General features: G+C 70.5%; 21 protein-coding genes, 1 tRNA gene and 1 pseudogene. 14 read left to right on the plus strand and 9 right to left on the minus strand.

From position 1 onward, the window contains the following. Positions 1-182: 182 nt before the first annotated feature. The 6 genes from ACFYO9_RS26540 to ACFYO9_RS26565 all read left to right on the plus strand — a co-directional run bounded on the left by ACFYO9_RS26540 (position 183) and on the right by ACFYO9_RS26565 (position 8,061). On the plus strand, positions 183-2,507 hold the full coding sequence (locus tag ACFYO9_RS26540) for a SulP family inorganic anion transporter (RefSeq protein ID WP_358777294.1): 2,325 nt from the start codon (positions 183-185) through the stop codon (positions 2,505-2,507). A 76-nt stretch (positions 2,508-2,583) separates the two neighbouring features. After that, positions 2,584-4,599: an acetate--CoA ligase gene (gene acs, locus ACFYO9_RS26545; RefSeq protein ID WP_358777293.1), complete on the plus strand. Its 2,016-nt coding sequence runs from the start codon at positions 2,584-2,586 to the stop codon at positions 4,597-4,599. A 258-nt stretch (positions 4,600-4,857) separates the two neighbouring features. Further along, on the plus strand, positions 4,858-6,267 hold the full coding sequence (gene nhaA / locus ACFYO9_RS26550) for a Na+/H+ antiporter NhaA (protein WP_358709886.1): 1,410 nt from the start codon (positions 4,858-4,860) through the stop codon (positions 6,265-6,267). Positions 6,268-6,319: 52 nt separating this feature from the next. Further along, positions 6,320-6,817 carry a phage holin family protein gene (locus tag ACFYO9_RS26555; RefSeq protein WP_355810931.1) on the plus strand — a complete coding sequence of 166 codons (498 nt, stop codon included), beginning with the start codon at positions 6,320-6,322 and terminating at the stop codon, positions 6,815-6,817. Continuing rightward, positions 6,814-7,755: an alpha/beta hydrolase gene (locus ACFYO9_RS26560; protein WP_358777292.1), complete on the plus strand. Its 942-nt coding sequence runs from the start codon at positions 6,814-6,816 to the stop codon at positions 7,753-7,755. Before ACFYO9_RS26555 ends, ACFYO9_RS26560 begins: the two co-directional genes overlap by 4 nt. A gap of 117 nt (positions 7,756-7,872) precedes the next feature. Further along, the gene (locus tag ACFYO9_RS26565; RefSeq protein ID WP_355810925.1) at positions 7,873-8,061 is read left to right on the plus strand and encodes a hypothetical protein; all 189 of its coding nucleotides are present in this window, start codon (positions 7,873-7,875) and stop codon (positions 8,059-8,061) included. A gap of 33 nt (positions 8,062-8,094) precedes the next feature. On the opposite strand, the gene ACFYO9_RS26570 is transcribed toward ACFYO9_RS26565, so the two are convergent. The 3 genes from ACFYO9_RS26570 to nth form a co-directional block, all read right to left on the minus strand. After that, positions 8,095-9,300 (minus strand): MarP family serine protease, encoded by a 1,206-nt coding sequence (locus ACFYO9_RS26570; RefSeq protein ID WP_358777291.1) that lies wholly within the window; start codon positions 9,298-9,300, stop codon positions 8,095-8,097. 48 nt (positions 9,301-9,348) lie between these two features. Continuing rightward, positions 9,349-9,966, minus strand: coding sequence for a CoA pyrophosphatase (locus tag ACFYO9_RS26575; protein ID WP_358777308.1), 618 nt, complete (start codon positions 9,964-9,966; stop codon positions 9,349-9,351). Positions 9,967-10,244: 278 nt separating this feature from the next. Beyond that, positions 10,245-11,330: an endonuclease III gene (gene nth, locus ACFYO9_RS26580; RefSeq protein WP_388666627.1), complete on the minus strand. Its 1,086-nt coding sequence runs from the start codon at positions 11,328-11,330 to the stop codon at positions 10,245-10,247. Positions 11,331-11,688: 358 nt separating this feature from the next. Between nth and ACFYO9_RS26585 the strand changes: the two genes are divergently transcribed. Next, positions 11,689-12,363 (plus strand): Crp/Fnr family transcriptional regulator, encoded by a 675-nt coding sequence (locus tag ACFYO9_RS26585; protein ID WP_016642758.1) that lies wholly within the window; start codon positions 11,689-11,691, stop codon positions 12,361-12,363. A 131-nt stretch (positions 12,364-12,494) separates the two neighbouring features. Here ACFYO9_RS26585 and ACFYO9_RS26590 read toward each other — a convergent pair whose 3' ends face one another. The 4 genes from ACFYO9_RS26590 to ACFYO9_RS26605 all read right to left on the minus strand — a co-directional run bounded on the left by ACFYO9_RS26590 (position 12,495) and on the right by ACFYO9_RS26605 (position 15,260). Next, positions 12,495-13,325 carry an MBL fold metallo-hydrolase gene (locus ACFYO9_RS26590; RefSeq protein WP_358709889.1) on the minus strand — a complete coding sequence of 277 codons (831 nt, stop codon included), beginning with the start codon at positions 13,323-13,325 and terminating at the stop codon, positions 12,495-12,497. Between the two features lie 332 nt (positions 13,326-13,657). Further along, complete coding sequence (locus ACFYO9_RS26595) at positions 13,658-14,536, minus strand: NUDIX hydrolase (RefSeq protein WP_355810913.1); 879 nt, start codon at positions 14,534-14,536, stop codon at positions 13,658-13,660. Between the two features lie 98 nt (positions 14,537-14,634). Continuing rightward, positions 14,635-15,102 carry a RidA family protein gene (locus ACFYO9_RS26600; protein WP_355810910.1) on the minus strand — a complete coding sequence of 156 codons (468 nt, stop codon included), beginning with the start codon at positions 15,100-15,102 and terminating at the stop codon, positions 14,635-14,637. Then, the gene (locus ACFYO9_RS26605; protein WP_003975360.1) at positions 15,099-15,260 is read right to left on the minus strand and encodes a DUF4177 domain-containing protein; all 162 of its coding nucleotides are present in this window, start codon (positions 15,258-15,260) and stop codon (positions 15,099-15,101) included. The genes ACFYO9_RS26600 and ACFYO9_RS26605 overlap by 4 nt, the downstream gene beginning before the upstream one ends. An 82-nt stretch (positions 15,261-15,342) precedes the next feature. Here ACFYO9_RS26605 and ACFYO9_RS26610 point away from each other — a divergent pair, with 82 nt between their 5' ends. Both ACFYO9_RS26610 and ACFYO9_RS26615 read left to right on the plus strand, forming a co-directional pair. After that, positions 15,343-16,323 (plus strand): ArsA-related P-loop ATPase, encoded by a 981-nt coding sequence (locus ACFYO9_RS26610; protein ID WP_355810906.1) that lies wholly within the window; start codon positions 15,343-15,345, stop codon positions 16,321-16,323. Next, complete coding sequence (locus ACFYO9_RS26615; RefSeq protein ID WP_358777290.1) at positions 16,320-17,678, plus strand: ArsA family ATPase; 1,359 nt, start codon at positions 16,320-16,322, stop codon at positions 17,676-17,678. The genes ACFYO9_RS26610 and ACFYO9_RS26615 overlap by 4 nt, the downstream gene beginning before the upstream one ends. A gap of 97 nt (positions 17,679-17,775) precedes the next feature. Here ACFYO9_RS26615 and ACFYO9_RS26620 read toward each other — a convergent pair whose 3' ends face one another. Then, a complete protein-coding gene (locus ACFYO9_RS26620; protein WP_016642765.1) occupies positions 17,776-18,120 on the minus strand; it encodes a WhiB family transcriptional regulator in 345 nt (114 codons plus the stop codon). 502 nt (positions 18,121-18,622) lie between these two features. Here ACFYO9_RS26620 and ACFYO9_RS26625 point away from each other — a divergent pair. Continuing rightward, entirely contained in the window at positions 18,623-20,941 is a 2,319-nt protein-coding gene (locus ACFYO9_RS26625; protein ID WP_358777289.1) for a transglycosylase domain-containing protein, read from the plus strand. Between the two features lie 97 nt (positions 20,942-21,038). Here ACFYO9_RS26625 and ACFYO9_RS26630 read toward each other — a convergent pair whose 3' ends face one another. Beyond that, the gene (locus ACFYO9_RS26630) at positions 21,039-21,503 is read right to left on the minus strand and encodes a GatB/YqeY domain-containing protein (protein ID WP_358777288.1); all 465 of its coding nucleotides are present in this window, start codon (positions 21,501-21,503) and stop codon (positions 21,039-21,041) included. A 222-nt stretch (positions 21,504-21,725) separates the two neighbouring features. On the opposite strand from ACFYO9_RS26630, the gene ACFYO9_RS26635 reads away from it, so the two are divergent. From ACFYO9_RS26635 to ACFYO9_RS26650, 4 genes and pseudogenes are all read left to right on the plus strand, one after another. Further along, positions 21,726-22,655, plus strand: a complete 930-nt coding sequence (locus ACFYO9_RS26635) for a metallophosphoesterase (RefSeq protein ID WP_355810897.1) — start codon at positions 21,726-21,728, stop codon at positions 22,653-22,655. Between the two features lie 179 nt (positions 22,656-22,834). Continuing rightward, complete coding sequence (locus tag ACFYO9_RS26640; protein WP_388666630.1) at positions 22,835-23,614, plus strand: Pr6Pr family membrane protein; 780 nt, start codon at positions 22,835-22,837, stop codon at positions 23,612-23,614. 50 nt (positions 23,615-23,664) lie between these two features. Beyond that, positions 23,665-23,738: transfer RNA gene (locus ACFYO9_RS26645), tRNA-Pro, on the plus strand. A 321-nt stretch (positions 23,739-24,059) separates the two neighbouring features. Then, positions 24,060-24,239, plus strand: a pseudogene (locus tag ACFYO9_RS26650) (multiprotein-bridging factor 1 family protein); the annotation flags it as partial. Between the last annotated feature and the right edge of the window lie 94 nt (positions 24,240-24,333).

The following is a 24,333-nucleotide window of genomic DNA, read 5'->3' on the forward strand; positions in this document are numbered from 1 at the left end:
GGTATTGCCCTATTTGCACGGAAAAGCCTTGGAGTTCCTTTACTCTGCATTACGATTCGTTTACCGAGAGTTGAGCCATCCCGCCGCTGCACGCCGTGACCCACGGCCGCGACCCGCCCCTCCGGAGACCTCCGGAGGACCCCTCGTTCCGCGACCGCGCTGCCCCGGAGGAGACGGGAAACATGTCTGCTTGCGTCCCCACTCGCACCACCGACTCGGCCCACACGCCCCGCGCCAACAAGCCCCACGCCCCGCCGCCCGGAAAGCGGTTCCGCATCGCGGGCGCCGACCTCTCCGCGTCGGTCGCCGTCTTCCTGATCGCCCTGCCGCTGTCGCTCGGCATCGCCCTCGCCACCGGAGCCCCGCTCCAGGCGGGCCTCGTCGCCGCGGCCGTCGGCGGCATCCTGGTCGGTCTGCTCGGCGGCTCGCCCCTCCAGGTGAGCGGCCCGGCCGCCGGTCTGACCGTCGTCACCGCCGACCTCATCCAGCAGTACGGCTGGCGGACCACCTGCGCCATCACCGTCTGCGCCGGCCTCGCCCAACTCGGCCTCGGCTGCCTGCGCGTGGCCCGTACCGCGCTCGCCGTCAGCCCCGCCGTGGTCCACGGCATGCTGGCCGGCATCGGCGTCACCATCGCCGTCGCCCAGCTCCACATCGTGCTCGGCGGCACCCCGCAGAGCTCCGTGCTCGCCAACGTCCGGGCGCTCCCCGCCCAGTTGGCCGACCTGCACCCCGCAGCCCTGACGATCAGCCTGCTGACCCTGGCGATCCTGCTGCTGTGGCCGCGGATCCCCGGGCGGGTCGGGCGCGTCGTGCGGGTTCTGCCCGCGGCCCTCGTCTCCGTGGCCGCCGCGACCGCCGTCGCCGCCACGACCGGCCTCGGCGTCGACAAGGTCGACCTGCCGTCCTGGCGCAGTCACGCACTGGCCGGGTTCCCGGACGGGCCCATGCTCGGGCTCATCGCCGCCGTGCTCACCACCACCTTGGTGTGCAGCGTGCAGTCACTGCTCGGCGCCGTCGCCGTCGACAAGGTCGTCGCCGGACAGCACGACCTGCACGCGCGCGTGCGCCGCTCCGACCTCGACCGCGAGCTGCTCGGCCAGGGCACGGCGAACATCGTGTCCGGAACGCTCGGCGGGCTCCCCGTCGCGGGCGTCGCCGTGCGCAGCATGGCCAATGTTCGCGCGGGCGCCGTCAGCGGGAACTCCACGATGCTGCACGGCGTTTGGGTGGTAGTGGCCGCGCTGCTCCTGGTGCCCGTCCTGGAGCTGATCCCGCTCGCGGCGCTCGCCGCCCTCGTCATGTCCGTCGGCATCCAGATGGTCAACCTCCACCACATCAGGACCGTCACCCGCCACCGAGAGATCCTCGTCTACGCCGTCACCACCCTCGGCGTGGTCGTCTTCGGGGTCCTCGAGGGCGTGGCCCTCGGGGTCGCCGTGGCCGTGGCCGTCTCGCTGCACCGGCTCGCCCGGACCCGGATCACCCACTGCGAGGTGGACGGGGTCCACCACGTCCGCGTGCGCGGGCAGCTGACGTTCCTCGCGGTGCCGCGGCTCAGCCGGGCCCTGCACCTCATCCCCCATGACGCCGACGTGATCGTCGAGTTGGACGGCTCGTTCATGGACCACGCCGCCTACGAATCGCTCCAGTGCTGGCAGGACGCCCACATCGCGCACGGGGGAAGCGTCGAGATCACCGGCCGCTCCGGGACCCGTATCGCCGAGCCCGCGAGCTCCGCGCACTCCTGCTGCAGGCCCTGGACGCCGTGGCGCAACCACCACTGCGACCGGCCGCAGGAGGAGCAGCGGGAGGGCCGGCCCAGCAACCATCAACTGGCCAGCGGAATCAGCGCGTTCCAGCGGAACACGGCGCCGCACGTGCGCGGTGAGCTCGCCCGGCTCGCGCGGGAGGGGCAGCAGCCCGCCCAGCTCTTCCTGACCTGCGCGGACTCCAGGGTCGTCACCTCGATGATCACGTCGAGCGGTCCCGGCGACCTCTTCGTCGTACGCAATGTGGGCAACCTCGTGCCGCTGCCGGGCGCGGAGAGCGGGGACGACTCGGTGGGCGCCGCCATCGAGTACGCGGTCGACGTGCTCAAGGTCCGCTCCATCACCGTGTGCGGGCACTCCGGGTGCGGCGCCATGCAGGCGCTGCTCACCACCCCGCCCGGCGGCCCCCAGACGCCGCTGAAGCGGTGGCTGCGGCACGGACTGCCGAGCCTGGAGCGGATGGGCGCGCAGGACAGGGCGTGGGCGCGGCTCGCCGGACGGGCGCCCGCCGACGCCGTCGAGCAGCTCTGCCTCACCAACGTGGTCCAGCAACTGGAGCACTTGAAGGCACACGAGTCGGTCGCGCGCCGACTTGCTGAAAACGATCTTGAGCTGCACGGTATGTACTTCCACGTCGGGGAGGCGCAGGCCTATCTGCTGACGGAGGGCGGCGCCGAGCAACTCCCCGACGAGGTCTTCGATCAGGTGGCGCCCACAGCGCCGATCAAGGTCTAGTTCCGATCCGGGAAGACAGCCAGGTAAAGGTCTAAACCAATTTTCGGCAGGCCCTTGTCACCACCGGTTGTGTCTGATGAGCTGTGGCTTCGGACACAACGGTCGCCCCCCGGCAAAGCAGCGCAAGGGAGATGTCGTGAGCAATGAAAGCCTGGCCAACCTCTTGAAGGAGGAGCGTCGCTTCGCGCCGCCGGCGGAGCTGGCAGCCGCCGCCAACGTCACGGCGGAGGCGTACGAGCAGGCCAAGGCTGACCGGCTCGGCTTCTGGGCCGAGCAGGCCCGCCGGCTGACCTGGGCCACGGAACCGACCGAGACGCTGGACTGGTCGAACCCGCCGTTCGCCAAGTGGTTCGCCGACGGGAAGCTCAACGTCGCCTACAACTGCGTCGACCGTCACGTGGAGGCCGGCAACGGCGACCGCGTCGCGATCCACTTCGAGGGTGAGCCCGGCGACAGCCGGGCCATCACCTACGCCGAGCTCAAGGATGAGGTCAGCCGTGCCGCGCACGCGCTGACCGAGCTGGGCGTGCGCAAGGGCGACCGCGTCGCGGTCTACCTGCCGATGATCCCCGAGGCGGTCGTCGCGATGCTGGCCTGCGCCCGCGTCGGCGCCGCCCACTCCGTGGTCTTCGGCGGCTTCTCCGCGGACGCCATCGCCAAGCGCATCGAGGACGCCGACGCCAAGGTCGTCATCACCTCCGACGGCGGCTACCGCCGGGGCAAGCCCTCCGCGCTCAAGCCCGCCGTCGACGAGGCCCTCACCCGCGTATCCGTGGAGAAGGTCCTCGTGGTGCGCCGCACCGGCCAGGACGTGGCCTGGACCGAGGGCCGCGACGTGTGGTGGCACGAGATCGTCGCCAAGCAGCCCGCGGAGCACACCCCCGAGGCCTTCGACGCGGAACACCCGCTGTTCATCCTCTACACCTCGGGCACCACGGGTAAGCCCAAGGGCATCCTGCACACCTCCGGCGGCTACCTCACCCAGGCGGCCTACACCCACCACGCCGTCTTCGACCTCAAGCCCGAGACCGACGTCTACTGGTGCACGGCCGACATCGGCTGGGTCACCGGCCACTCGTACATCACCTACGGGCCGCTGGCCAACGGCGCGACCCAGGTCATGTACGAGGGCACGCCCGACACCCCGCACCAGGGCCGCTTCTGGGAGATCGTCCAGAAGTACAAGGTGAGCATCCTCTACACCGCGCCCACCGCGATCCGCACGTTCATGAAGTGGGGCGACGACATCCCCGCGAAGTTCGACCTCAGCAGCCTGCGGGTGCTCGGCTCGGTCGGTGAGCCGATCAACCCCGAGGCGTGGATGTGGTACCGCAAGAACATCGGCGGCGACGCCTGCCCCATCGTGGACACCTGGTGGCAGACCGAGACCGGCGCGATGATGATCTCGCCGCTGCCGGGCGTGACCGAGACCAAGCCGGGCTCCGCCCAGCGCGCCCTGCCGGGCATCTCCGCCACGGTCGTCGACGACGAGGCGAACGAGGTACCGGATGGTGGCGGCGGCTATCTCGTCCTGACCGAGCCGTGGCCCTCCATGCTGCGCACCATCTGGGGCGACGACCAGCGCTTCATCGACACGTACTGGTCGCGTTTCGAGGGCAAGTACTTCGCCGGCGACGGGGCCAAGAAGGACCAGGACGGCGACATCTGGCTGCTCGGCCGGGTCGACGACGTCATGCTCGTCTCCGGGCACAACATCTCCACCACCGAGGTCGAGTCCGCGCTCGTCTCGCACCCCGCCGTCGCCGAGGCCGCCGTCGTGGGCGCCGCGGACGAGACGACCGGCCAGGCCATCGTCGCCTTCGTGATCCTGCGCGGCACGGCGAACGCCGACGACGAGGGGCTCGTGGCCGAGCTGCGCAACCACGTCGGCACCACCCTCGGCCCGATCGCCAAGCCCAAGCAGGTCCTCCCGGTGGCCGAGCTGCCCAAGACCCGCTCCGGCAAGATCATGCGCCGACTCCTGCGCGACGTCGCGGAGAACCGCGAGCTCGGTGACGTCACCACCCTCACCGACTCCTCCGTCATGGACCTCATCCAGACGCGGCTCCCGGCCGCGCCCAGCGAGGACTGAGCGGGCAGCAGGGTATTCACGTAAGCCCGAGGGCATGCACGTACGTTCGAAGGGGCCGTCCGGCAGCGCGCCGGGCGGTCCCTTTGTGCTTAAGGTGAAGATCGCCGGATACGTCCGGGCGTACGTTAGGTAAGCTAAGGATCGCGTCAACAACGCGTCATCGACATGACGAGCTGACGCGACGAGAAGAACTAGGTGCGCCGGGAAGTCTGGTCGGCATGTGCTCAGCCCTGCCTACCCGACCGGAGGTCGACTCTCGTGACCGCGCCCGCCCCCAGCAGCAACCGCAAGGTCCTCGGCCGTCTCTCGCTCCCCGAGCGCACCTTCATCGCGAACGCGCTGCGCGCCGAGACCGTCGGCGGAGTGCTGCTGCTCGCCGCCGCGGTCGCCGCGCTGATCTGGGCCAACACGGCAGGCGGATCGTACGACGCGGTCCGCGGCTTCCATCTCGGGCCCGGCTCGCTCGGCCTGAACCTCTCGATCCAGCACTGGGCGGCCGACGGGCTCCTCGCCGTCTTCTTCTTCGTGGCCGGCATCGAACTCAAGCGCGAGCTGGTCGCGGGCGATCTGCGCGACCCGAAGGCCGCCGCGCTGCCCGTCATCGCCGCGCTCTGCGGCATGGCCGTCCCGGCGCTCGTGTACTTCCTGACCAACACCGTGGGCGGCGGCTCGCTGGACGGCTGGGCCGTGCCGACCGCCACCGACATCGCCTTCGCGCTCGCCGTCCTCGCGGTCATCGGCACCTCGCTGCCGTCCGCGCTGCGCGCCTTCCTGCTCACCCTCGCCGTCGTCGACGACCTCTTCGCGATCCTGATCATCGCGGTCTTCTTCACCAGCGACCTGAACTTCGCCGCACTCGGCGGCGCCGTCGTCGGCCTCGCCGTCTTCTGGCTGCTGCTCAGGAAGCGGGTACGCGGCTGGTACGTCTACGTGCCGCTGGCGCTCGTCATCTGGGGCCTGATGTACAACAGCGGCATCCACGCCACCATCGCGGGCGTCGCCATGGGCCTGATGCTGCGCTGCCACAAGGAGGGCGAGGGCGCCGAGAGCGAGGAGCACTCCCCCGGCGAGCACATCGAACATCTCGTACGACCTGTCTCCGCGGGCCTCGCCGTGCCGCTGTTCGCCCTGTTCAGCGCGGGCGTGGTCGTCACCGGCGGCGCGCTCGGCGACGTCTTCACCCAACCGGAGACGCTCGGCGTGGTGCTCGGTCTCGTGGTCGGCAAGGCGGTCGGCATCTTCGGCGGCACCTGGCTCGCGGCCCGCTTCACCAAGGCCGAGCTCAACGACGACCTGGCCTGGCCCGACGTGTTCGCGGTCGCCTCGCTGGCCGGCATCGGCTTCACCGTGTCGCTGCTCATCGGCGAACTCGCCTTCACCGAGGACCCGCTGCTCACCGACGAGATCAAGGCGGCCGTCCTGCTGGGCTCGCTGATCGCGGCGGTGCTCTCCGGGATCCTGCTGAAGATGCGCAACGCCAAGTACCGCGCGATGTGCGAGGAGGAGGACCGCGACGAGGACCTCGACGGCATCCCCGACATCTACGAGATGGACAAGCCGGATTACCACCTGCGGATGGCCGCCATCCATGAGAAGAAGGCCGCGGAGCATCGCAGGCTTGCCGAAGTCGCGGGTGGGGAACGCAAGGACGGCAACGGTCCGGCATGATCTGAGCAGACATATCCCGGAAGAGATCAGAAGAGACAAAGGGGAGAACGCGATGAGCTCACCCGACGGCCCCGTCGGCGCCGAGCGCAGCCTCGGCCAACTGGTCGCCTCGGCGACCGGCGAGATGTCCGCGCTGGTGCACGACGAGATCGCGCTGGCCAAGGCCCAGCTGCGGCAGGACGTCAAGCGCGGCGCGGTAGGCGGCGGCGCGTTCGCCGCGGCCGGCACGGTCCTCATCTTCTCGTTGCCGATGCTGAGCTTCGCGCTCGCCTACGGCATCCGCACCTGGAGCCACTGGAACCTCGCGATCTGCTTCCTGCTGTCCTTCGCCGCCAACCTGGTGGTGGCCGGGCTGCTCGCGCTGGTCGGCGTCGTCTTCGCGAAGAAGGCCAAGCAGGGCAAGGGACCGCAGAAGGTCGCCGCTTCGGCCAAGGAGACGGCGGCCGTACTGGGGAACGTCAAGCCGCATCCCCGCTCGGCGAGCCCCGCGAGTGTCGTCGAGGTCCGAGTCGGTGAGACGGGGGCGACTGTGGCACGCTCGTCCTCATGACGGACCCCGCCACTCCATCGGCCCAGCCCTCCGCCTCTGCCGTACGCATCGAGGGGCCCTGGGCCCACCGGGACGTGGCCGCCAACGGGGCGCGCTTCCACATCGCCGAAATGGGTGACGGGCCGTTGGTCCTGCTCCTGCACGGCTTCCCGCAGTTCTGGTGGTCGTGGCGGCACCAGATGGTGGCGCTCGCCGACGCGGGCTTCCGGGCCGTCGCGATGGACCTGCGGGGCGTGGGCGGCAGCGACCGCACCCCCCGCGGCTACGACCCGGCGAACCTCGCGCTCGACATCACGGGCGTCGTGCGCTCCCTCGGCGAGCCGGACGCCGCGCTCGTCGGGCACGACCTGGGCGGGTACCTGGCGTGGACGGCGGCCGTGATGCGGCCCAAGCTGGTGCGCCGCCTCGCGGTCTCCTCGATGCCGCATCCGCGGCGCTGGCGCTCGGCGATGCTGTCGGACCGCAGGCAGACGGCCGCGGCCTCGTACGTGTGGGGTTTCCAGCGGCCCTGGGTGCCGGAGCGTCAACTGGTCGCGGACAAGGGCGCCCTGGTGGGGCGTCTGGTGCGGGACTGGTCCGGGCCCCGGCTGCCGGACGACGAGGCGGTGGAGACGTACCGGCGGGCCATGTGCATCCCCTCGACGGCGCACTGCTCGGTCGAGCCGTACCGCTGGATGGTGCGGTCGATGGCGCGCCCCGACGGCATCCAGTTCAATCGCCGCATGAAGCGGCCGGTGCGCGTGCCGACGCTGCATCTGCACGGCTCCCTCGACCCCGTGATGCGGACCAGGAGCGCGGCGGGCTCCGGCGAGTACGTCGAAGCTCCGTACCGCTGGCGGCTGTTCGACGGGCTCGGGCACTTCCCGCACGAGGAGGATCCGGCGGCGTTCTCGACCGAGCTGGTGAACTGGCTGAAGGATCCGGAACCGGATCGGTGACGTTCCGGGGACCCTCGAGCGAACACCTGTCCTACGAACGCCAATTGCCTCCCGCATAGGCCAATTGGGGCCCCTGGGCGCGGTTACCGACCATGAGGCCCGGGCACACGTCGGGGTATGGGCTGGACGCACGACTACAGTGACGTAGCACGCAATCGCCGCTCGGCCACAGCGCTGAACAGCCACGAGAGGGGCGGGCCACAGGATCGAGGCCGTTACGGCCCCCCTCAGGCGATGGGAATTCCGCGCATTCTCCGCCGCAGGGCCCGCTGGGTCTCCGCGCGGCTCCGCCATACCCGCGACTGACCCCGCCCGCCGGGCCCCCCGGCCACTCCCGCTCTAGAGCGCGCAGCCCTGGCTGTCGACCTCTTGGTCGGCGGTGCGGCCGCGCTTGATGTCCTCGCGCACCTCGTCCGCCGTCAGCGCATAGCCGGTGTCCGGGTCGTCGAGCGACTTCGCGAACACCACGCCGTAGACCTTGCCGTCGGGCGTGAGCAGCGGGCCGCCGGAGTTGCCCTGACGGACCGTCGCGTAGAGCGAGTACACGTCGCGGTGCACGGTGCCCCGGTGGTAGATGTCCGGGCCGTTGGCGGTGATGCGACCGCGCACGCGCGCGGGGCGGACGTCGTACGGCCCGTCCTCGGGGAAGCCCGCGACGATGGCACTGGCGCCGCTGGGCGCGTCCTTCGACGAGAACTGCAGGGCCGGCGCCTTCAGGGTGGGCACGTCCAGTACGGCGATGTCGCGCTTCCAGTCGTAGAGCACGACCTTCGCGTCGTACGTCTGGTGGTTGTCGCCTATCTGGATCGTCGGCTCGTCCACACCGCCGACCACGTGCGCGTTCGTCATCACGCGGCGGTCCGCGAAGACGAAGCCGGTGCCTTCGAGCACCTTGCCGCAACCGCGGGCCTCACCGCGGACCTTCACGATGGAGCGCTTGGCCTTGGTGGCGACCTGGCTCTTGGCGAGCTTCGGGTCCGGGGGCTGCACTTCCTTGATGGGCTCGTTCGAGAACGGGCTGAAGACCTGGGGGAGGCCGTTGCGCGCGAGGACCGAACGGAAGTCGGTGAACCAGGTGTCGGCCTGGCCCGGCAGGGCGCGGTCCACGCCGAGCAGCACCTTGGAGCTGCGGAGCTCCTTGCCGAGCGTCGGCAGCGTCGCGCCCGCGAGCAGGGAGCCGAGCAGCCAGGCGACGAGGAGCATCGCCACCACGTTCACCAGGGCGCCGCCCGTCGCGTCCAGGGCGCGGGCGGGCTGCCAGGTGATGTACCGGCGCAGCTTGTTGCCGAGGTGGGTGGTGAAGGCCTGGCCGATCGAGGCACAGACGATCACGATGACGACGGCCACCACCGACGCCGTCGTACCCACCGCGGCCGCGTCGTCGTCCGTGAGCGCGTCCCAGACGATCGGCAGCAGATAGACGGCGACGAGACCGCCGCCCAGGAAACCGATCACCGACAGGATGCCGACCACGAAGCCCTGGCGGTACCCCACGACAGCGAACCACACGGCGGCGAGCAGCAACAGGATGTCCAGCACGTTCACCGATTCAATCCTCGCCTCGCATCGCGGTCGCCGTTCCCCGCAACCTTGTCATGCGCGCCAGTCGAGCGGGACCTGCCTCGTGCGGTCCCAGGGGCGCTCCCAGCCCGCGAAGTGCAGGATCCTGTCGATCACTCCGGCCGTAAAACCCCAGACCAGAGCGGATTCGACGAGGAACGCCGGGCCGTGGTGGCCGCTGGGGTGCACCGCCGTCGCGCGGTTCGCGGGGTCCGTGAGATCGGCCACGGGAACCGTGAAGACGCGGGCCGTCTCGTTCGGATCGACGACACCGACCGGGGTCGGGGTGCGCCACCAGCCGAGCACGGGCGTCACGACGAAGTCGCTCACCGGGATGAAGAGGCGCGGCAGCTCGGCGAAGAGCTGGACGCCGCGGGGGTCGAGGCCGGTCTCCTCCTCCGCCTCGCGCAGGGCGGCGCGCAGCGGCCCCTCTCCCTGCGGGTCGCCGTCCTCGGGGTCGAGGGCGCCACCGGGGAAGGAGGGCTGGCCCGGATGCGAGCGGAGCGAGCCCGCGCGCTCCATCAGGAGCAGCTCGGGGCCCTTCTCGCCCTCTCCGAAGAGGATGAGTACGGCGGACTGGCGTCCGGCGCCGCTCTCCGGGGGCAGGAAGCGGCTCAGCTGGAGCGGCTCGACGGTCTGCGCGGCGTGCACGACCGGGTCGAGCCAGGAGGGGAGGCCGGTGGTGGAGAGGAGGGGGTGGGGGTGGGGGTGGGGGTGGGCGTCCTGGGGGCCGCTCCCGTTGTCTGCGCTCACCTTGTCCGTGGTGCTCGTACTGTTCGCCGTTATCGTCGTCTTCGCCGTGCTCGTGGTGTTCGTGGTGTCCGCCGTGTTCTTCGTGTTCGTCGTGTCGCTCGCGTGCGTCATCGGTACCCCCGTCCGCCTCTGGACAACGCTCTTTCCCCTCCGGTTCGTTCCGCCTGCCGTCGTCGTCACCCCGCGGCGAGCGGAGGCGCGGGCTTGCCCGGGTAGTCGGCCGGCGGCTTGAGGCGCTGGCCGGGGAAGCCGCCCATCTCGTACTTCAGCAGCTTCTTGGCCTTCTCCGGGTCGGTCTCCCCCTCCCCGTACGACGGGCAGAGCGGGGCGATCGGGCAGGCGCCGCAGGCGGGCTTGCGGGAGTGGCAGATGCGGCGGCCGTGGAAGATCACGCGGTGCGAGAGCATCGTCCACTCGCTCTTCGGGAAGAGCGCGCCGACGGCCGCCTCGACCTTGTCCGGGTCCGTCTGCTCGGTCCACTTCCAGCGGCGGACAAGGCGCCCGAAATGGGTGTCAACGGTCAAACCAGGCACACCGAAAGCGTTGCCCAAGACCACGAAGGCGGTCTTGCGGCCCACGCCGGGCAGCTTCACCAGGTCCTCCAGGCGTCCCGGAACCTCGCCTCCGAAGTCGTCGCGCAGCACCTTGGCGAGGCCCATGATCGACTTCGTCTTCGCCCGGAAGAAGCCGGTCGGCCTGATGAGCTCCTCGACCTCCTCGGGGACGGCGGCCGCGAGGTCCTCCGGGGTCGGGTACGCGGCGAACAGGCGCGGGGTCGTCTGGTTCACCCGCAGGTCGGTGGTCTGCGCGGAGAGCACCGTGGCGACCAGGAGCTCGAACGGGTTCTCGAAGTCCAGCTCGGGGTGGGCGTACGAATACACCTCGGCGAGCTCGCGGTTGATGCGGCGGGCGCGGCGGACGAGGGCCGTGTGGGACTCGGTCCGGGGGTCGGGGGTGCTCGCGGGGGTGGCCTTCGAGGGGGGCGTCTTCTTGGCGGTGGCCTTCTGGGTGGGCGCCTTCTCGGTGGCGGCCTTCTTCGCGGGCGTCTTCTCGGTGGCGGCCTTCGTGGCCGGGGCCTTCTTGGCGGGCGCCTTCTTGGCCGTGGCCTTCTTGGCTGGCGCCTTCTTGGCCGTGGCCTTCTTGGCGGGCGCCTTCTTGGCCGTGGCCTTCTTGGCTGGCGCCAAGCCCGTTTCGGTCGTCTTCTTCTTCGTCGCCGCCGTCTTCTCGGCGGGCGCCGCCGGCGTCGTCTTCTTTGCGTTCACAGGGTCGACCTCTTCACCGGGGACACCAGGAGAGCTGTCCAATTTGTCGCTTTCTTGGGGGACCCGGACGCATGTTCGCCCACAGCGGAATCACGGGGTGCGGCCACCTGCTCAGCCCCCTCGGCCTGCGCTCTCACCGGCTTTTTGGACACCCGGCCAGCCTAGAGCCCGACACTGACATCCGTCCCTGACCCCATGGATCGGCCCCCAATTGGCCCCCTCCCGCACAGCTTGCGACGCCGGTGCGGCAGACTTGTGACTGATCACACTGTTTGGACCGTCCGGCAAAATGGGGAACACGGACCCCTGATATGCGGGGAAACAAGATCCCCTGAGCAGGTCGACAAGGAGAGAACTCGTGGACGACGTTCTGCGGCGCGCCCCGCTCTTCGCGGCGCTCGATGACGAGCAGGCCGCGGAGCTCCGCGCCTCCATGAGTGAGGTGACGCTCGCGCGGGGGGATGCGCTCTTCCATGAGGGTGACCCCGGAGACCGGCTGTACGTGGTCACCGAGGGCAAGGTGAAGCTCCACCGCACCTCGCCCGACGGCCGCGAGAACATGCTCGCGGTGCTCGGTCCCGGCGAGCTCATCGGTGAGCTGTCGCTCTTCGACCCGGGCCCGCGGACCGCCACGGCGTCCGCCCTCACCGAGGTCAAGCTGCTCGGCCTGGGCCACGGCGACCTCCAGCCGTGGCTGAACGCCCGGCCCGAGGTGGCCGCCGCGCTGCTGCGCGCCGTCGCCCGGCGCCTGCGCAAGACCAACGACCAGATGTCCGACCTGGTCTTCTCCGACGTGCCGGGCCGTGTCGCCCGGGCGCTCCTCGACCTGTCGCGCCGCTTCGGCGTGCAGTCCGAAGAGGGCATCCACGTCGTGCACGACCTCACGCAGGAAGAGCTCGCCCAGCTGGTCGGCGCCTCCCGCGAGACGGTCAACAAGGCGCTGGCGGACTTCGCCGGGCGCGGGTGGCTGCGGCTCGAGGCCCGCGCGGTGATTCTGCTGGACGTGGAGCGGCTGGCGAAGCGGTCGCGCTGACGCTGTGTCTGTACGCCGGATGGGCCCCGCCTCTTGGGAGGCGGGGCCCATCCGGCGTTTGTGGGTCAGCCGTTCCCGCTGGGCTCTGTAGTGCTCTGTAGTGCTCTATAGGGGTCTGTAGGGCTTCTGTCTCAGATCAGCCCGTGTTCCCGCAGGTAGTCCAGCTGCGCCCGGACCGAGAGCTCCGCTGCCGGCCACAGGGAGCGGTCCACGTCCGCGTACACGTGGGCGACCACGTCCGCCGCCTCGACGTGCCCGTTCTCCACCGCCGTCTCCACCTGGGCAAGGCGGTTGGCCCGGTGCGCGAGGTAGAACTCGACCGCCCCCTGGGCGTCCTCCAGGACCGGGCCGTGGCCCGGCAGCACGGTGTGGACGCCGTCGTCGACCGTCAGGGAGCGCAGCCGGCGCAGGGAGTCCAGGTAGTCGCCGAGACGGCCGTCGGGGTGCGCCACGACCGTCGTACCGCGGCCGAGGATCGTGTCGCCCGTCAGGACCGCGCGGTCGGCCGGGAGGTGGAAGCAGAGCGAGTCGGCGGTGTGGCCGGGGGTGGGGACGACGCGCATCTCCAGGCCGCCGGTGGTGATCACGTCGCCGGCCGCGAGGCCCTCGTCGCCCAGGCGCAGGGCGGGGTCCAGGGCGCGTACGTGAGTACGGGTCAGCTCCGCGAAGCGGGCGGCGCCTTCCGCGTGGTCCGGGTGGCCGTGGGTGAGCAGGGTCAGGGCGACGCGCTTGCCCGCCTTCTCCGCCGTCTCGATGACGTGGCCCAGGTGGGCGTCGTCCAGCGGGCCCGGGTCGATGACCACCGCGAGCGGGGAGTCCGGCTCGGAGACGATCCAGGTGTTCGTGCCGTCCAGGGTCATCGCGGACGCGTTGGGCGCCAGGACGTTGACGGCGCGTGGGGTGGCGGGGCCGCTGAGGACTCCGCCGCGGGGTTGGCCGGGGAGGGCGGCGGCGTCTGTCATGCGGGGTGCTCCTGTCTGCGGTGTGGCTTCCGGGTTGCGGGTTACCGGTGGGGGCGGCGTCTGCTGTGGGCCGCCCTAAGGGTGCTGTAGGCCCGTCTGCGGGCCTCTGACGTCCGTCGAGGTGTGGGACCGCCGTGGGGGCTTGCGTCTGCGCCTGCTGCCCGTCTGTGGGTGCGGGGCCACGGGGGTATGTGCGTACTCGCCATCCACTGTTCGCCACGCCTCCCGAATGGCGGGGCTACAGCGGGCTCGGTGCTCCGTGCGCACATACCCCCACGTCCCCTCCCGTCTCGTACGCGGCCGACGGCCGGTGGGTGGTTGCCTCGGCCGGCTCAGGGGCGCTGGGTTTGGGGCGTTTTGGGGATGTGTTTCGTGAACTCGTCGTGGCCCGGCCAGGTGAGGATCAATGTCGTGCCCTCCAGGTGGGCCTGGGCCAGGACCGGGGTCATGTCCTGGGTCGGGGCCGCGGTCAGGGTGGCGCCGGGGGTTCGGTGGGACGTCAGGGCGCGCAGGGTCGCGATCGTGGGCGGCATCATCAGGAGTTCGCCCGCGTCGTAGCGGGCCGCCGCCTCGGACGGGGTGATCCAGACCGTGCGGTCGGCCTCCGTCGAGGCGTTGCGGGTGCGCTGGCCCTCGGGTAGCGCGGCCACGAAGAAGAACGTGTCGTACCGCCTGGGCTCGAACTCCGGGGTGATCCAGCGGGCCCACGCGGCCAGCAGGTCGCTCCGTAGGTGCAGGTTCCTGCGGTCCAGGAACTCGGCGAAGGAGAGGTCGCGGGCCACCAGGGCCTCGCGGTCCGCCTCCCAGTCGTCGCCCGTGGTGTCGCCGACGACCGTCTCCGGGGTCGGGCCCGCGAGCAGGACGCCCGCCTCCTCGTACGTCTCGCGGACCGCCGCGCAGACGATCGCCTGCGCCTCGGCCTCGTCGCCGACGCCCAGGCGGGCCGCCCAGGACGCGCGCGTGGGGCCCGCCCAGCGCACCAGGTGGTCGTCGTCGCGCGGGTCGACGCCGCCGCCCGGATACGCGTACGCGCCTCCGGCGAAGGCCATGGAGGCGCGTCTGCGCAGCATGTGTACTTCCGGCTCGCCGTCGCCCTCTCTGAGGAGCATGACGGTCGCGGCGCGGCGCGGGGTCGCCGGAGTCAGCTCGCCGCTCGCGAGGGCGCGGATGCGGTCCGGCCACTCCGGGGGGTACCACTGCCCATTTGCCATGGGCGGAGGCTATCCCTTGGTGCGCTGATGTTCGAGAGGCAATGATCGGCGCCTACAGGGGGGCCGGTACGCGACACCCCTGTGCGGCCGAAATGCTGCTACGCCTCGGTCAGTTCCACCTGGATCTCGACCTCGACCGGGGCGTCCAGCGGGAGCACGGCGACGCCGACGGCGCTCCGCGCGTGCACGCCCTTGTCGCCGAGGACCTCGCCGAGCAGCTCACTGGTGCCGTTGATGACGCCCGGCTGGCCGGTGAAGTCCGGGGCGGAGGCCACGAAGCCGACGACCTTCACCACGCGCGCGATGCGGTCCAGGTCACCGGCGACCGACTTGACCGCGGCCAGCGCGTTCAGCGCGCAGGTGCGGGCCAGGTCCTTGGCCTCCTCCGGGGTGACCTCGCCGCCGACCTTGCCGGTCACGGCGAGCTTGCCGTCCACCATCGGGAGCTGGCCCGCGGTGTAGACGTACACGCCGGACTGGACGGCCGGCTGGTAGGCGGCCAGCGGCGGCACGACCTCCGGCAGCGTCAGCCCGAGCGACGCGAGCTTCTCCTCGACGGCGCTCACGCCTGCTTCTCCCGCTTCAGGTAGGCCACGAGCTGCTCGGGGTTGTTCGGACCCGGGACGACCTGGACCAGCTCCCAGCCGTCCTCGCCCCAGGTGTCAAGAATCTGCTTCGTGGCGTGGACGAGCAGAGGCACGGTTGCGTATTCCCACTTGGTCATGTGGCCGACTGTAGTCGGTGTGACGGGCTGCTCAGGGTGGGCTCCTGCATGGTCCGGGCGGCGACTGGTTAGGCTCGGAAGGGTGAGCAGGCTCCAGGTCGTCAGCGGCAAGGGCGGTACCGGCAAGACCACGGTGGCCGCGGCCCTCGCGCTCGCCCTCGCGACGGAGGGCAAACGCACCCTCCTCGTGGAGGTCGAGGGCAGGCAGGGCATCGCGCAGCTCTTCGAAACAGAAGCGCTGCCCTATGAGGAGCGGAAGATCGCCGTCGCTCCCGGGGGCGGGGAGGTGTACGCCCTCGCCATCGATCCCGAGCTCGCGCTGCTCGACTACCTCCAGATGTTCTACAAACTGGGGGGTGCCGGACGCGCCCTGAAGAAGCTCGGTGCCATCGACTTCGCCACCACCGTCGCGCCCGGACTCCGGGACGTGCTCCTCACCGGCAAGGCCTGTGAGGCCGTGCGCCGCAAGGACAAGAGCGGGCGGTACGCGTACGACTGCGTGGTCATGGACGCGCCGCCGACCGGCCGCATCACCCGCTTCCTGAACGTCAACGACGAGGTCGCCGGGCTCGCCAAGATCGGGCCGATACACAATCAGGCCCAGGCGGTGATGCGGGTGCTGAAGTCGCCCGAGACCGCCGTGCACCTGGTGACCCTCCTGGAGGAGATGCCCGTCCAGGAGACCGCGGACGGCATCGCCGAGCTGCGCGCCGCGCAGCTGCCCGTGGGGCGGCTCATCGTGAACATGGTGCGCCCGGCCCTGCTTGACGAGGCCTCGCTGAAGCTGGGCCTGGAGCAGGCGCCCCGTACGGCCGTCGCCAAGTCGCTGTCCACCGCCGGGCTCGGCGGCGCGCGCCGCGGCGGGGCCGCCGACCGGCTGGTCGCGCCGCTCCTGGAGCAGGCCGCCGAGTACGCCGAGCGGTTCGCCCTGGAGCGCGACCAGCGCGCCGTGCTGAGCGGATTCGGCCGGCCTCTGCACGAACTCCCGCTCGTCACCGGCGGGATGGACCTCGCGGGCCTCTACGAGCTCGCCACGGAACTGCGGAAGCAAGGGATCTCATGACCGGGGACCGCACGACCAAGGAATCGGCGCGGACCCTGGAGCCCGGCCGGGTGCTGGACGTGGACGCCCTGATCGACGCCCCGGAGACCCGGATCGTGGTGTGCTGCGGCTCCGGCGGCGTCGGCAAGACGACCACGGCGGCCGCCATCGGGCTGCGCGCCGCGGAGCGGGGCCGCAAGACGGTCGTGCTCACCATCGACCCGGCGCGCAGGCTCGCGCAGTCCATGGGCATCGACTCGCTCGACAACGTGCCGCGGCGGGTCAAGGACATCGAGGGCTCCGGCGAGCTGCACGCCATGATGCTCGACATGAAGCGCACGTTCGACGAGATCGTCGAGGCGCACACCGACAAGGAGCGCGCCAGGGCGATCCTCGACAACCCCTTCTACCAGTCGCTTTCGGCGGGCTTCGCGGGCACGCAGGAGTACATGGCGATGGAGAAGCTGGGGCAGCTGCGCTCCCGCGACGAGTGGGACCTGATCGTCGTCGACACGCCGCCCTCGCGCTCCGCGCTGGACTTCCTGGACGCCCCCAAGCGCCTCGGGTCCTTCCTGGACGGGAAGCTGATCCGGGTCCTGATGGCGCCGGCGAAGGTGGGCGGCCGGGCCGGGATGAAGTTCCTGAACGTCGGCATGTCGATGATGACGGGCGCCCTCGGCAAGCTGCTCGGCGGGCAGTTGCTGCGTGACGTACAGATGTTCGTGACGGCGATGGACAGCATGTTCGGCGGCTTCCGCACCCGGGCCGACGCCACGTACCGGCTGCTGCAGGCGCCCGGCACGGCGTTCCTGGTGGTGGCCTCGCCGGAGCGGGACGCGCTGCGGGAGGCCGCGTACTTCGTGGAGCGGCTCGCGGCGGACGACATGCCGCTGGCGGGTCTCGTGCTGAACCGCGTGCACGGCAGCGGTGCCGCCCAGCTGTCGGCCGAGCGCGCCCTCGCCGCCGCGGAAAATCTTGAGGAACGCGGCATTGTGGATCAGGAGGGCGGGAAGGAAGGAGTTCGTAACTCCCCCGAGGATCACGCGACTTCAGAGAATTCCGCGACTTCAGATAACCCCGCGCCGCCCGAAGCGCCCGCGACTCCCGAGGACCCCACTTCGGAGGATCCCACTTCCGAGGCCGCCCCTTCCGAGCCGGTGAGCGAGCCCGTGACCGACGCGTGCATCGAACAGATGACCGCAGGTTTGTTGCGGCTGCACGCCGAGCGGATGCAGCTGCTCGTCCGCGAGCAGCGCACACGTGACCGCTTCACCGCACGCCACCCCGAGGTGGCGGTGGCCGAGGTGGCCGCGCTGCCCGGTGATGTACATGACCTTGCGGGGCTCCGCGCCGTAGGGGACCGGCTGGCGGGCTGACCGGACGCCGACGGGCTGACCGGACGCGGGAACTCCCCCGTCGCCGGGTGCGTTTACCTCCTCAGAGCGGGAAGCACCGCCCCGGCGTCCCGTCGCTCTACCCCACCGCCGCGTAGCTCTCGTACGTCTCCTCGTCCTCCAAGTCGACGGGCAACAGGCCCGTGCCACGCTCGTACTCGGAGCGCGCGGTCTCCAGGAGCCTGCGCCATGAGGTGACGGTGGGACGCCTGCGCAACAGTGCGCGGCGCTCTCGCTCCGTCATGCCACCCCACACGCCGAACTCGACGCGATTGTCCAGCGCGTCGGCCAGGCACTCGGTCCGCACCGGGCATCCGGTGCACACCGCCTTGGCCCTGTTCTGCGCTGCTCCTTGAACGAACAGTTCATCCGGATCGGTAGTGCGGCAGGCCGCCTGCGCACTCCAGTCGGTTACCCAGCCCATACCGGCGCCGTCCTCTCCCGAATCGAGGCTCCCCCACGGCGGCAGCGGCATATTCACCGCCGCCAGTTGAGGACGTTACGGAAGGTGGGCACAGCGCAACACCCCCTTCGGGCCCAATCTTGAATGGCCCGAACGGACTATGCGTAAGCGGCAGATCACCCGACGGAGTGAGCTGGCGACATCCGTGCGAAAACCGGCATTCCGGGATAATTCAGTTGAGCCACAACGGACGCCGCGCGTCACAAGAGGCGAATTCGGACAGGAATCCGCGGGACCCGGGAGGGGGGAGGGGCTAATGCCGCACCGCACGGCAGTGACAGTTGAGAGCAGCTTAGGCCAAGGCATTGAGGCCTGTCCGGCGAATCGGAACGTCCGCGGTACGGCTGCGGCACGTCTGCGGCACGTCTGTGGCGGCAGGGGCGGACACCCCGCGGCGGGGGCGAACATCCCGAGGATCACTCGCTCCCTCGGAACGCACTCAAGTACGGATTAGGCTGCCCTCATGGGAAAGAAGCGCTCGGGCGGTGGTCTGTCACCAACTCAGCAGGCCGCGAAGTTCCTCGGAGTCAGTGTCCTGGCGGGGGCGGTGCTGGCCGGGATCGCGCTGCCGGCGGCCGGAGCGCTGGGACTCGCGGCCAAGGGTTCGGTCGAGGGATTCGACGAGATCCCCGCCAATCTGAAGCAGCCGCCGCTCAGTCAGCGCACGTCGATCCTCGACAACAAGGGCGGTCAGATCGCCACGGTCTACTCGCGTGACCGCACGGTCGTCCCGCTCAAGGACATCTCGCCGTACATGCAGAAGGCGATCGTCGCGATCGAGGACTCCCGCTTCTACGAGCACGGCGCGGTCGACCTCAAGGGCATCCTGCGCGCGCTCAACCAGAACGCGCAGAGCGGCGGCGTCTCACAGGGCGCGTCCACGCTCACCCAGCAGTACGTGAAGAACGTCTTCGTCGAGGAGGCCGGCGACGACCCGACGAAGGTCGCCGAGGCCACCCAGCAGACGCTCGGCCGCAAGATCCGCGAGCTGAAGTACGCGATTCAGGTCGAGGAGAAGCTGGGCAAGAAGCGCATCCTCAAGAACTACCTGAACATCACCTACTTCGGGCAGCAGGCGTACGGCATCGAGGCCGCGGCCCAGCGGTACTTCTCCAAGCCCGCCAAGGACCTGAAGCTGGAGGAGTCCGCGCTCCTCGCCGGCATCGTGCAGTCGCCCAGCCGGTACGACCCGGTCAACGACTCGGCGGAGGCCACCAAGCGGCGCAACGTCGTGCTGCAGCGGATGGCCGAGACGCACGACATCTCGCAGGCAGAGGCGGACGCCGCCAAGAAGACCGAGATCACCCTGAAGGTGAGCCGGCCCGAGAACGGCTGCATCACCTCGGTCAAGGGCGCCGGCTTCTTCTGCGACTACGTGCGCGAGGTCTTCCTGCGCGACCCGGTCTTCGGCAAGACGAAGGAGGAGCGGGCCAAGGTCTGGAACCGCGGCGGCCTGAAGGTCCGCACCACGCTGGACCCGCAGGCGCAGGAATCCGTGCAGGCGTCGATGAAGAAGCACGTGTACAAGACCGACGACGTGGCGACCGCCGCCACCATCGTCGAGCCGGGCAGCGGCAAGATCCTCGGCATGGGCCAGTCGCGTCCGTACGGCTTCAAGAAGGACGAGACGGTCATGAACCTCTCGGTCGACGACAACATGGGCGGCGGCGCGGGTTACCAGCCCGGTTCCACGTTCAAGCCGATCGTCGCGGCGGCGGCCCTGGAGGGCGGCAAGTCGGCGGGGCAGAGTTACTCGGCGCCGTACGAGATGCCCTACCCGCAGCGGGTCTCCACCTGTGACGGCAAGGGGTGGGTCAACTCCGGCGGCGCGAAGCTGACCAACGAGAACGAGTCCGAGGTCGGTCCGTACGGCATGCGCGAGGCGACCGCGAAGTCGGTCAACACCTACTACGTGCAGCTCATCGGGGACATCGGCATCTGCCCGGTGACGAAGATGGCCCAGAAGATGGGCGTGGAGCGCGCCGACGGCAAGGAATTGATGCAGGCGCCGTCGATCGCGCTCGGCACCCAGGAGGTGTCGCCGCTGACGATGGCGGGCGCGTACGCGACGTTCGCCTCGCGCGGCACGTACTGCACGCCGATCGCCATCGAGGCGATCACCACGCTCGGCGGCAAGTCGCTGCCGGTGCCGAAGTCGACGTGCTCGCGGGCCATGTCGCAGAAGACCGCCGACACCGTCAACGCCCTCCTGAAGGGCGTGGTCGAGGACGGCACGGGCAAGCAGGCCGGTCTCGGCTCCCGCCCGAGCGCGGGCAAGACGGGTACGACCGACTACCGCTACGCCGCCTGGTTCGTCGGGTACACGCCGAACATGGCGGGCGCGGTCTGGGTGGGTGACCCGCTGCACAAGCGGCGGATGACCGGCATCACCATCGGCGGCGTCCCGTACGACAAGGTCTTCGGCGGCGAGGTGCCGGGCCCGATCTGGCGCGACGCGATGAGCGGCGCACTCGCGGGCAAGCCGGCGCCGGGCTTCGCCAACGTGCATCTGCCCGGCGGCGACAAGGACCGGGACGAGGACGAGGACCACGGCGGCGGCCACGACGACAAGCCGGGCGGGGGCGGAAGCACGGGTGGCGGCGGTGGCGGTAACGGTGGCGCAGGTGGGGGCGGCGGCAACGGTGGCGGGGGCAACGGTGGCGGTGGCGGTGGCTGGCCGGAGTTTCCGCCCGGGGTCATCGGCGGGAACGGGAACGGTGGGAACGGGAACGGTGGCGGGGGGAACGGTGACTGGGGTGGCATCGGCGGCTGGCCCCAGTAGCCGGCCTCTGGCCCGCTGCGGTCACTTGTCCTGTACGTGAGTGAGGGCGCCCCCTGAGGCAGGGGGCGCCCTCACTCACGTACAGCCGGCCGGGACCTCAGCCCGCGAGGAGCTGCTTGACCGTCGCGGCGACGCGGCCGCCCTCGGCCAGGCCCGCGACCTTCGGGTTCACGATCTTCATGACCTGGCCCATGGCGCGCGGCCCCTCGGCACCGGCGGCCTTCGCCTCCTCGACGGCCTGGGCGACGATGTCCCGCAGCTCGTCGTCGGAGAGCTGCTTGGGGAGGTACTCGGCGAGGATCTCGCCCTCCGCCTTCTCGCGCTCGGCCTGCTCGGTGCGCCCGGCCTGGCCGAAGGCATCGGCGGCCTCACGGCGCTTCTTCGCCTCGCGGGCGATGACCTTCTGCACGTCGTCGTCGGAGAGTTCGCGGGCCTCGGTGCCCGCCACCTCCTCCTTCGTGACGGCGGTGAGGGTCAGCCGGAGCGTCGAGGAGCGCAGCTCGTCGCGCCCCCGGATCGCGGCGGTGAGGTCTTCCTGCAGCTTCGACTTGAGCGTGGTCATGGGTTGATTGTGGCAGGTGCGGCGGGCTTCCTGCCCCCGCATTTCCTGCGGGTACGGGTGCGCGGGCACTTCGTTCTCCCCTGGGCACGGAGTCCGGTGGCGGGTACGGAGTCCGGTGGCGGAGTCCGGTGGCGGAGTCCGGTGACGGGGGCGGGGGTTGGGGCGCCGCCGTCCCACGGGCCGCGTGGGCCGGGACGCGCGCAGGTCTGACACGATGGGGATATGCGCGCGCGATACGCAGTACCCCTGGGCATCTCGGCGACGGCCGCGGCCGGCCTCGCCTACTCCGTGGGCGTCGAGCCCCGTCTGTTCCGGTTGCGGCGGGTCACGGTGCCCGTACTGCCGGCGGGGATGCGTCCCTTGCGGGTCCTCCAGGTCTCCGACATCCACATGGTGTCCGGGCAGCGCAGGAAGCAGCGGTGGCTGCGCTCGCTGGCGGGGCTGCGTCCCGACTTCGTGGTCAACACGGGCGACAACCTGTCCGACCCGGAGGGCGTTCCGGAGACGCTGGACGCGCTGGGTCCGCTGATGGAGTTCCCCGGGGCGTACGTCTTCGGTTCGAACGACTACTACGGCCCCAAGCCGCGCAACCCCGCCCGCTATCTGCTGGAGAAGGTGCAGGGCAAGCACGGTCTGAACGGGAACCCGCCCGCGGTCGGCGTCATCCACAACCCGTGGGAGGGGCTGCGCGACGGATTCGACGCGGCGGGCTGGGTGAACCTCACGAACACGCGGGGTTCGCTGAAGATCGACGGCTACGAGATCGGGCTCACGGGGGTGGACGACCCGCACATCAAACGCGACCGGTACGCGCGCGTGGCGGGCGGTCCGGTGTCCGGGGCGGACTTCTCGATGGGCATCGTGCACGCCCCGTACCTGCGCTCCCTGGACGCGTTCACCGCCGATGACTACCCGCTGATCCTCGCCGGGCACACCCACGGCGGCCAGCTCTGCATCCCCTTCTACGGCGCCCTGGTCACCAACTGCGACCTGGACACGGCCCGCGTGAAGGGCCTCTCCACGCACGAGGCGGAGGGCCGGACGTCGTACCTCCACGTGTCGGCCGGCTGCGGCGCGAACCGCTACACCCCGATGCGGTTCGCGTGCCCTCCGGAGGCGACGCTGTTGACGTTGACGGGGCGGGAAGGCTGAGGGGCGCGGGGCTGAGGCGGGGGTGGGGCTGAGGCGGGGGCGGGGCTGAGGCGGGCGCCGCCCGTGCCGCTGCTCGCACCTCCGCGACTGTCTCTCCCCAGGCACGTATCCGCCCCTCACGGCACGCATCCGTCCCTGCGCAGCACACATCCGCGCGGAACGGTGTTTACCGTGGGGGGATGGTTGCCCCGATACGCCCCGTACGTTCCGCACGCCAGCCCCACCCCGCACGTCCGGGTGCCCCCGCGGAGGCGGTGGTGCCACGGGTGCGGCGACCCCGTGTGGCCGCCTTCCGGGTGCTGATCGCGCTGGCCGCGGTGACGGGGATCGTGATCGACCTGGCGGACACCGGCGACCCGCTGCGGGTCCTCAGCTACTTCACGGTGCAGAGCAACATGGTGGTGGCCGCGGTGCTCGGCCTCGCCGGGTGGCGCGCGTGGCGGGGCCGGGGGCCGCTGCCGGCCTGGGTGTCCGGCGGCACGCTGCTCTACATAGCCATCACGGGTCTCGTCTACCACCTGATCCTCGCCGGCGACGCGAGCGGCTTCTCGATGACGGACGCGGCGACGCTGACCGGCTGGCACTCGGCCGCGAACCAGCTGCTGCACACGGTGACGCCGATCGCGGTGGCCCTCGACTGGCTGCTGCTGACCGCCCCGGGCGGCCTGCGCCTGCGCCACGCGGGCCTGTGGCTGCTGTATCCCCTCGCGTACCTGGCCTTCGCCCTGGCCCGCGGCCCCCTGATGTCCCCGGGCCCGACGACCCGCTACCCGTACCCGTTCCTGGACGTCGACCTCCACGGCTACGCGGGCGTCCTGATCAACTCCGTCATCTTCGGCCTGGCCTTCTACGCCCTGGCCCTGCTCATCGTCACCCTCGACCGCCTCCGCCCGCGCCCCCGGGGCCGGGGCCGGGGGCCCACGAAAACCGGATTTCGTCTCAGGGCGCCGGTCCGCTAAAGTAATCGATGTCGCCGCGACCTGCCCAGCAGATCGCGGAGCAACGACATCGGGGTGTAGCGCAGCTTGGCAGCGCGCTTCGTTCGGGACGAAGAGGTCGTGGGTTCAAATCCCGCCACCCCGACAGCTGAAACACCAGGTCAGGCCCGGTACTGAGAAATCAGTGCCGGGCCTAATTTGCGTTTGGGGGCCGATTTGGGAGCCATTTGGGAGCCGACTTCGGGATGCGGCTCCCAGGAGGAGAGATCCGGGAGCTGGAGCTCCACCCCAACTGGCTCCGCGCACGTCGCCGTTCCGGCCGAGTCAGCGCCACCTCTAGGCACCTCACTCGCCATCCGCTTCGGGCAAGGCATCAGCAGCGGAATATTTCGTGCTACTGTTTTGAGGACTGATATGAGGCGGTGAGAAGCGCATGGCAGCGGTCAGGCAAGAAGCACAGCCGGGGATGCTCGTGTTGGCACGAGAGTCCCGGGGGTTGACCCAGGTAGAGGTCGCAGCCGCCATGACTAAGGCGTCTCAGGGGGAAGCGACTCCTGTGTCCCAGGGCTACGTGAGCCGTGCAGAAGCTGGGCGACTCGTCGTTAGTGACGATCGTCTGGCCCTATATGCCGCCGCCCTTGGATATCCTCCAGCGCTGCTCTGCCTGGACCCACAGGTGAGTGGCATCGGGGTGGGCTTGGTTCATCACCGCAAGAAGGCGTCCCTGTCCACCTCTGCAC

It is taken from the genome of Streptomyces sp. NPDC005863 (genome assembly GCF_042871345.1).
In the GTDB taxonomy this organism is placed as follows: domain Bacteria; phylum Actinomycetota; class Actinomycetes; order Streptomycetales; family Streptomycetaceae; genus Streptomyces.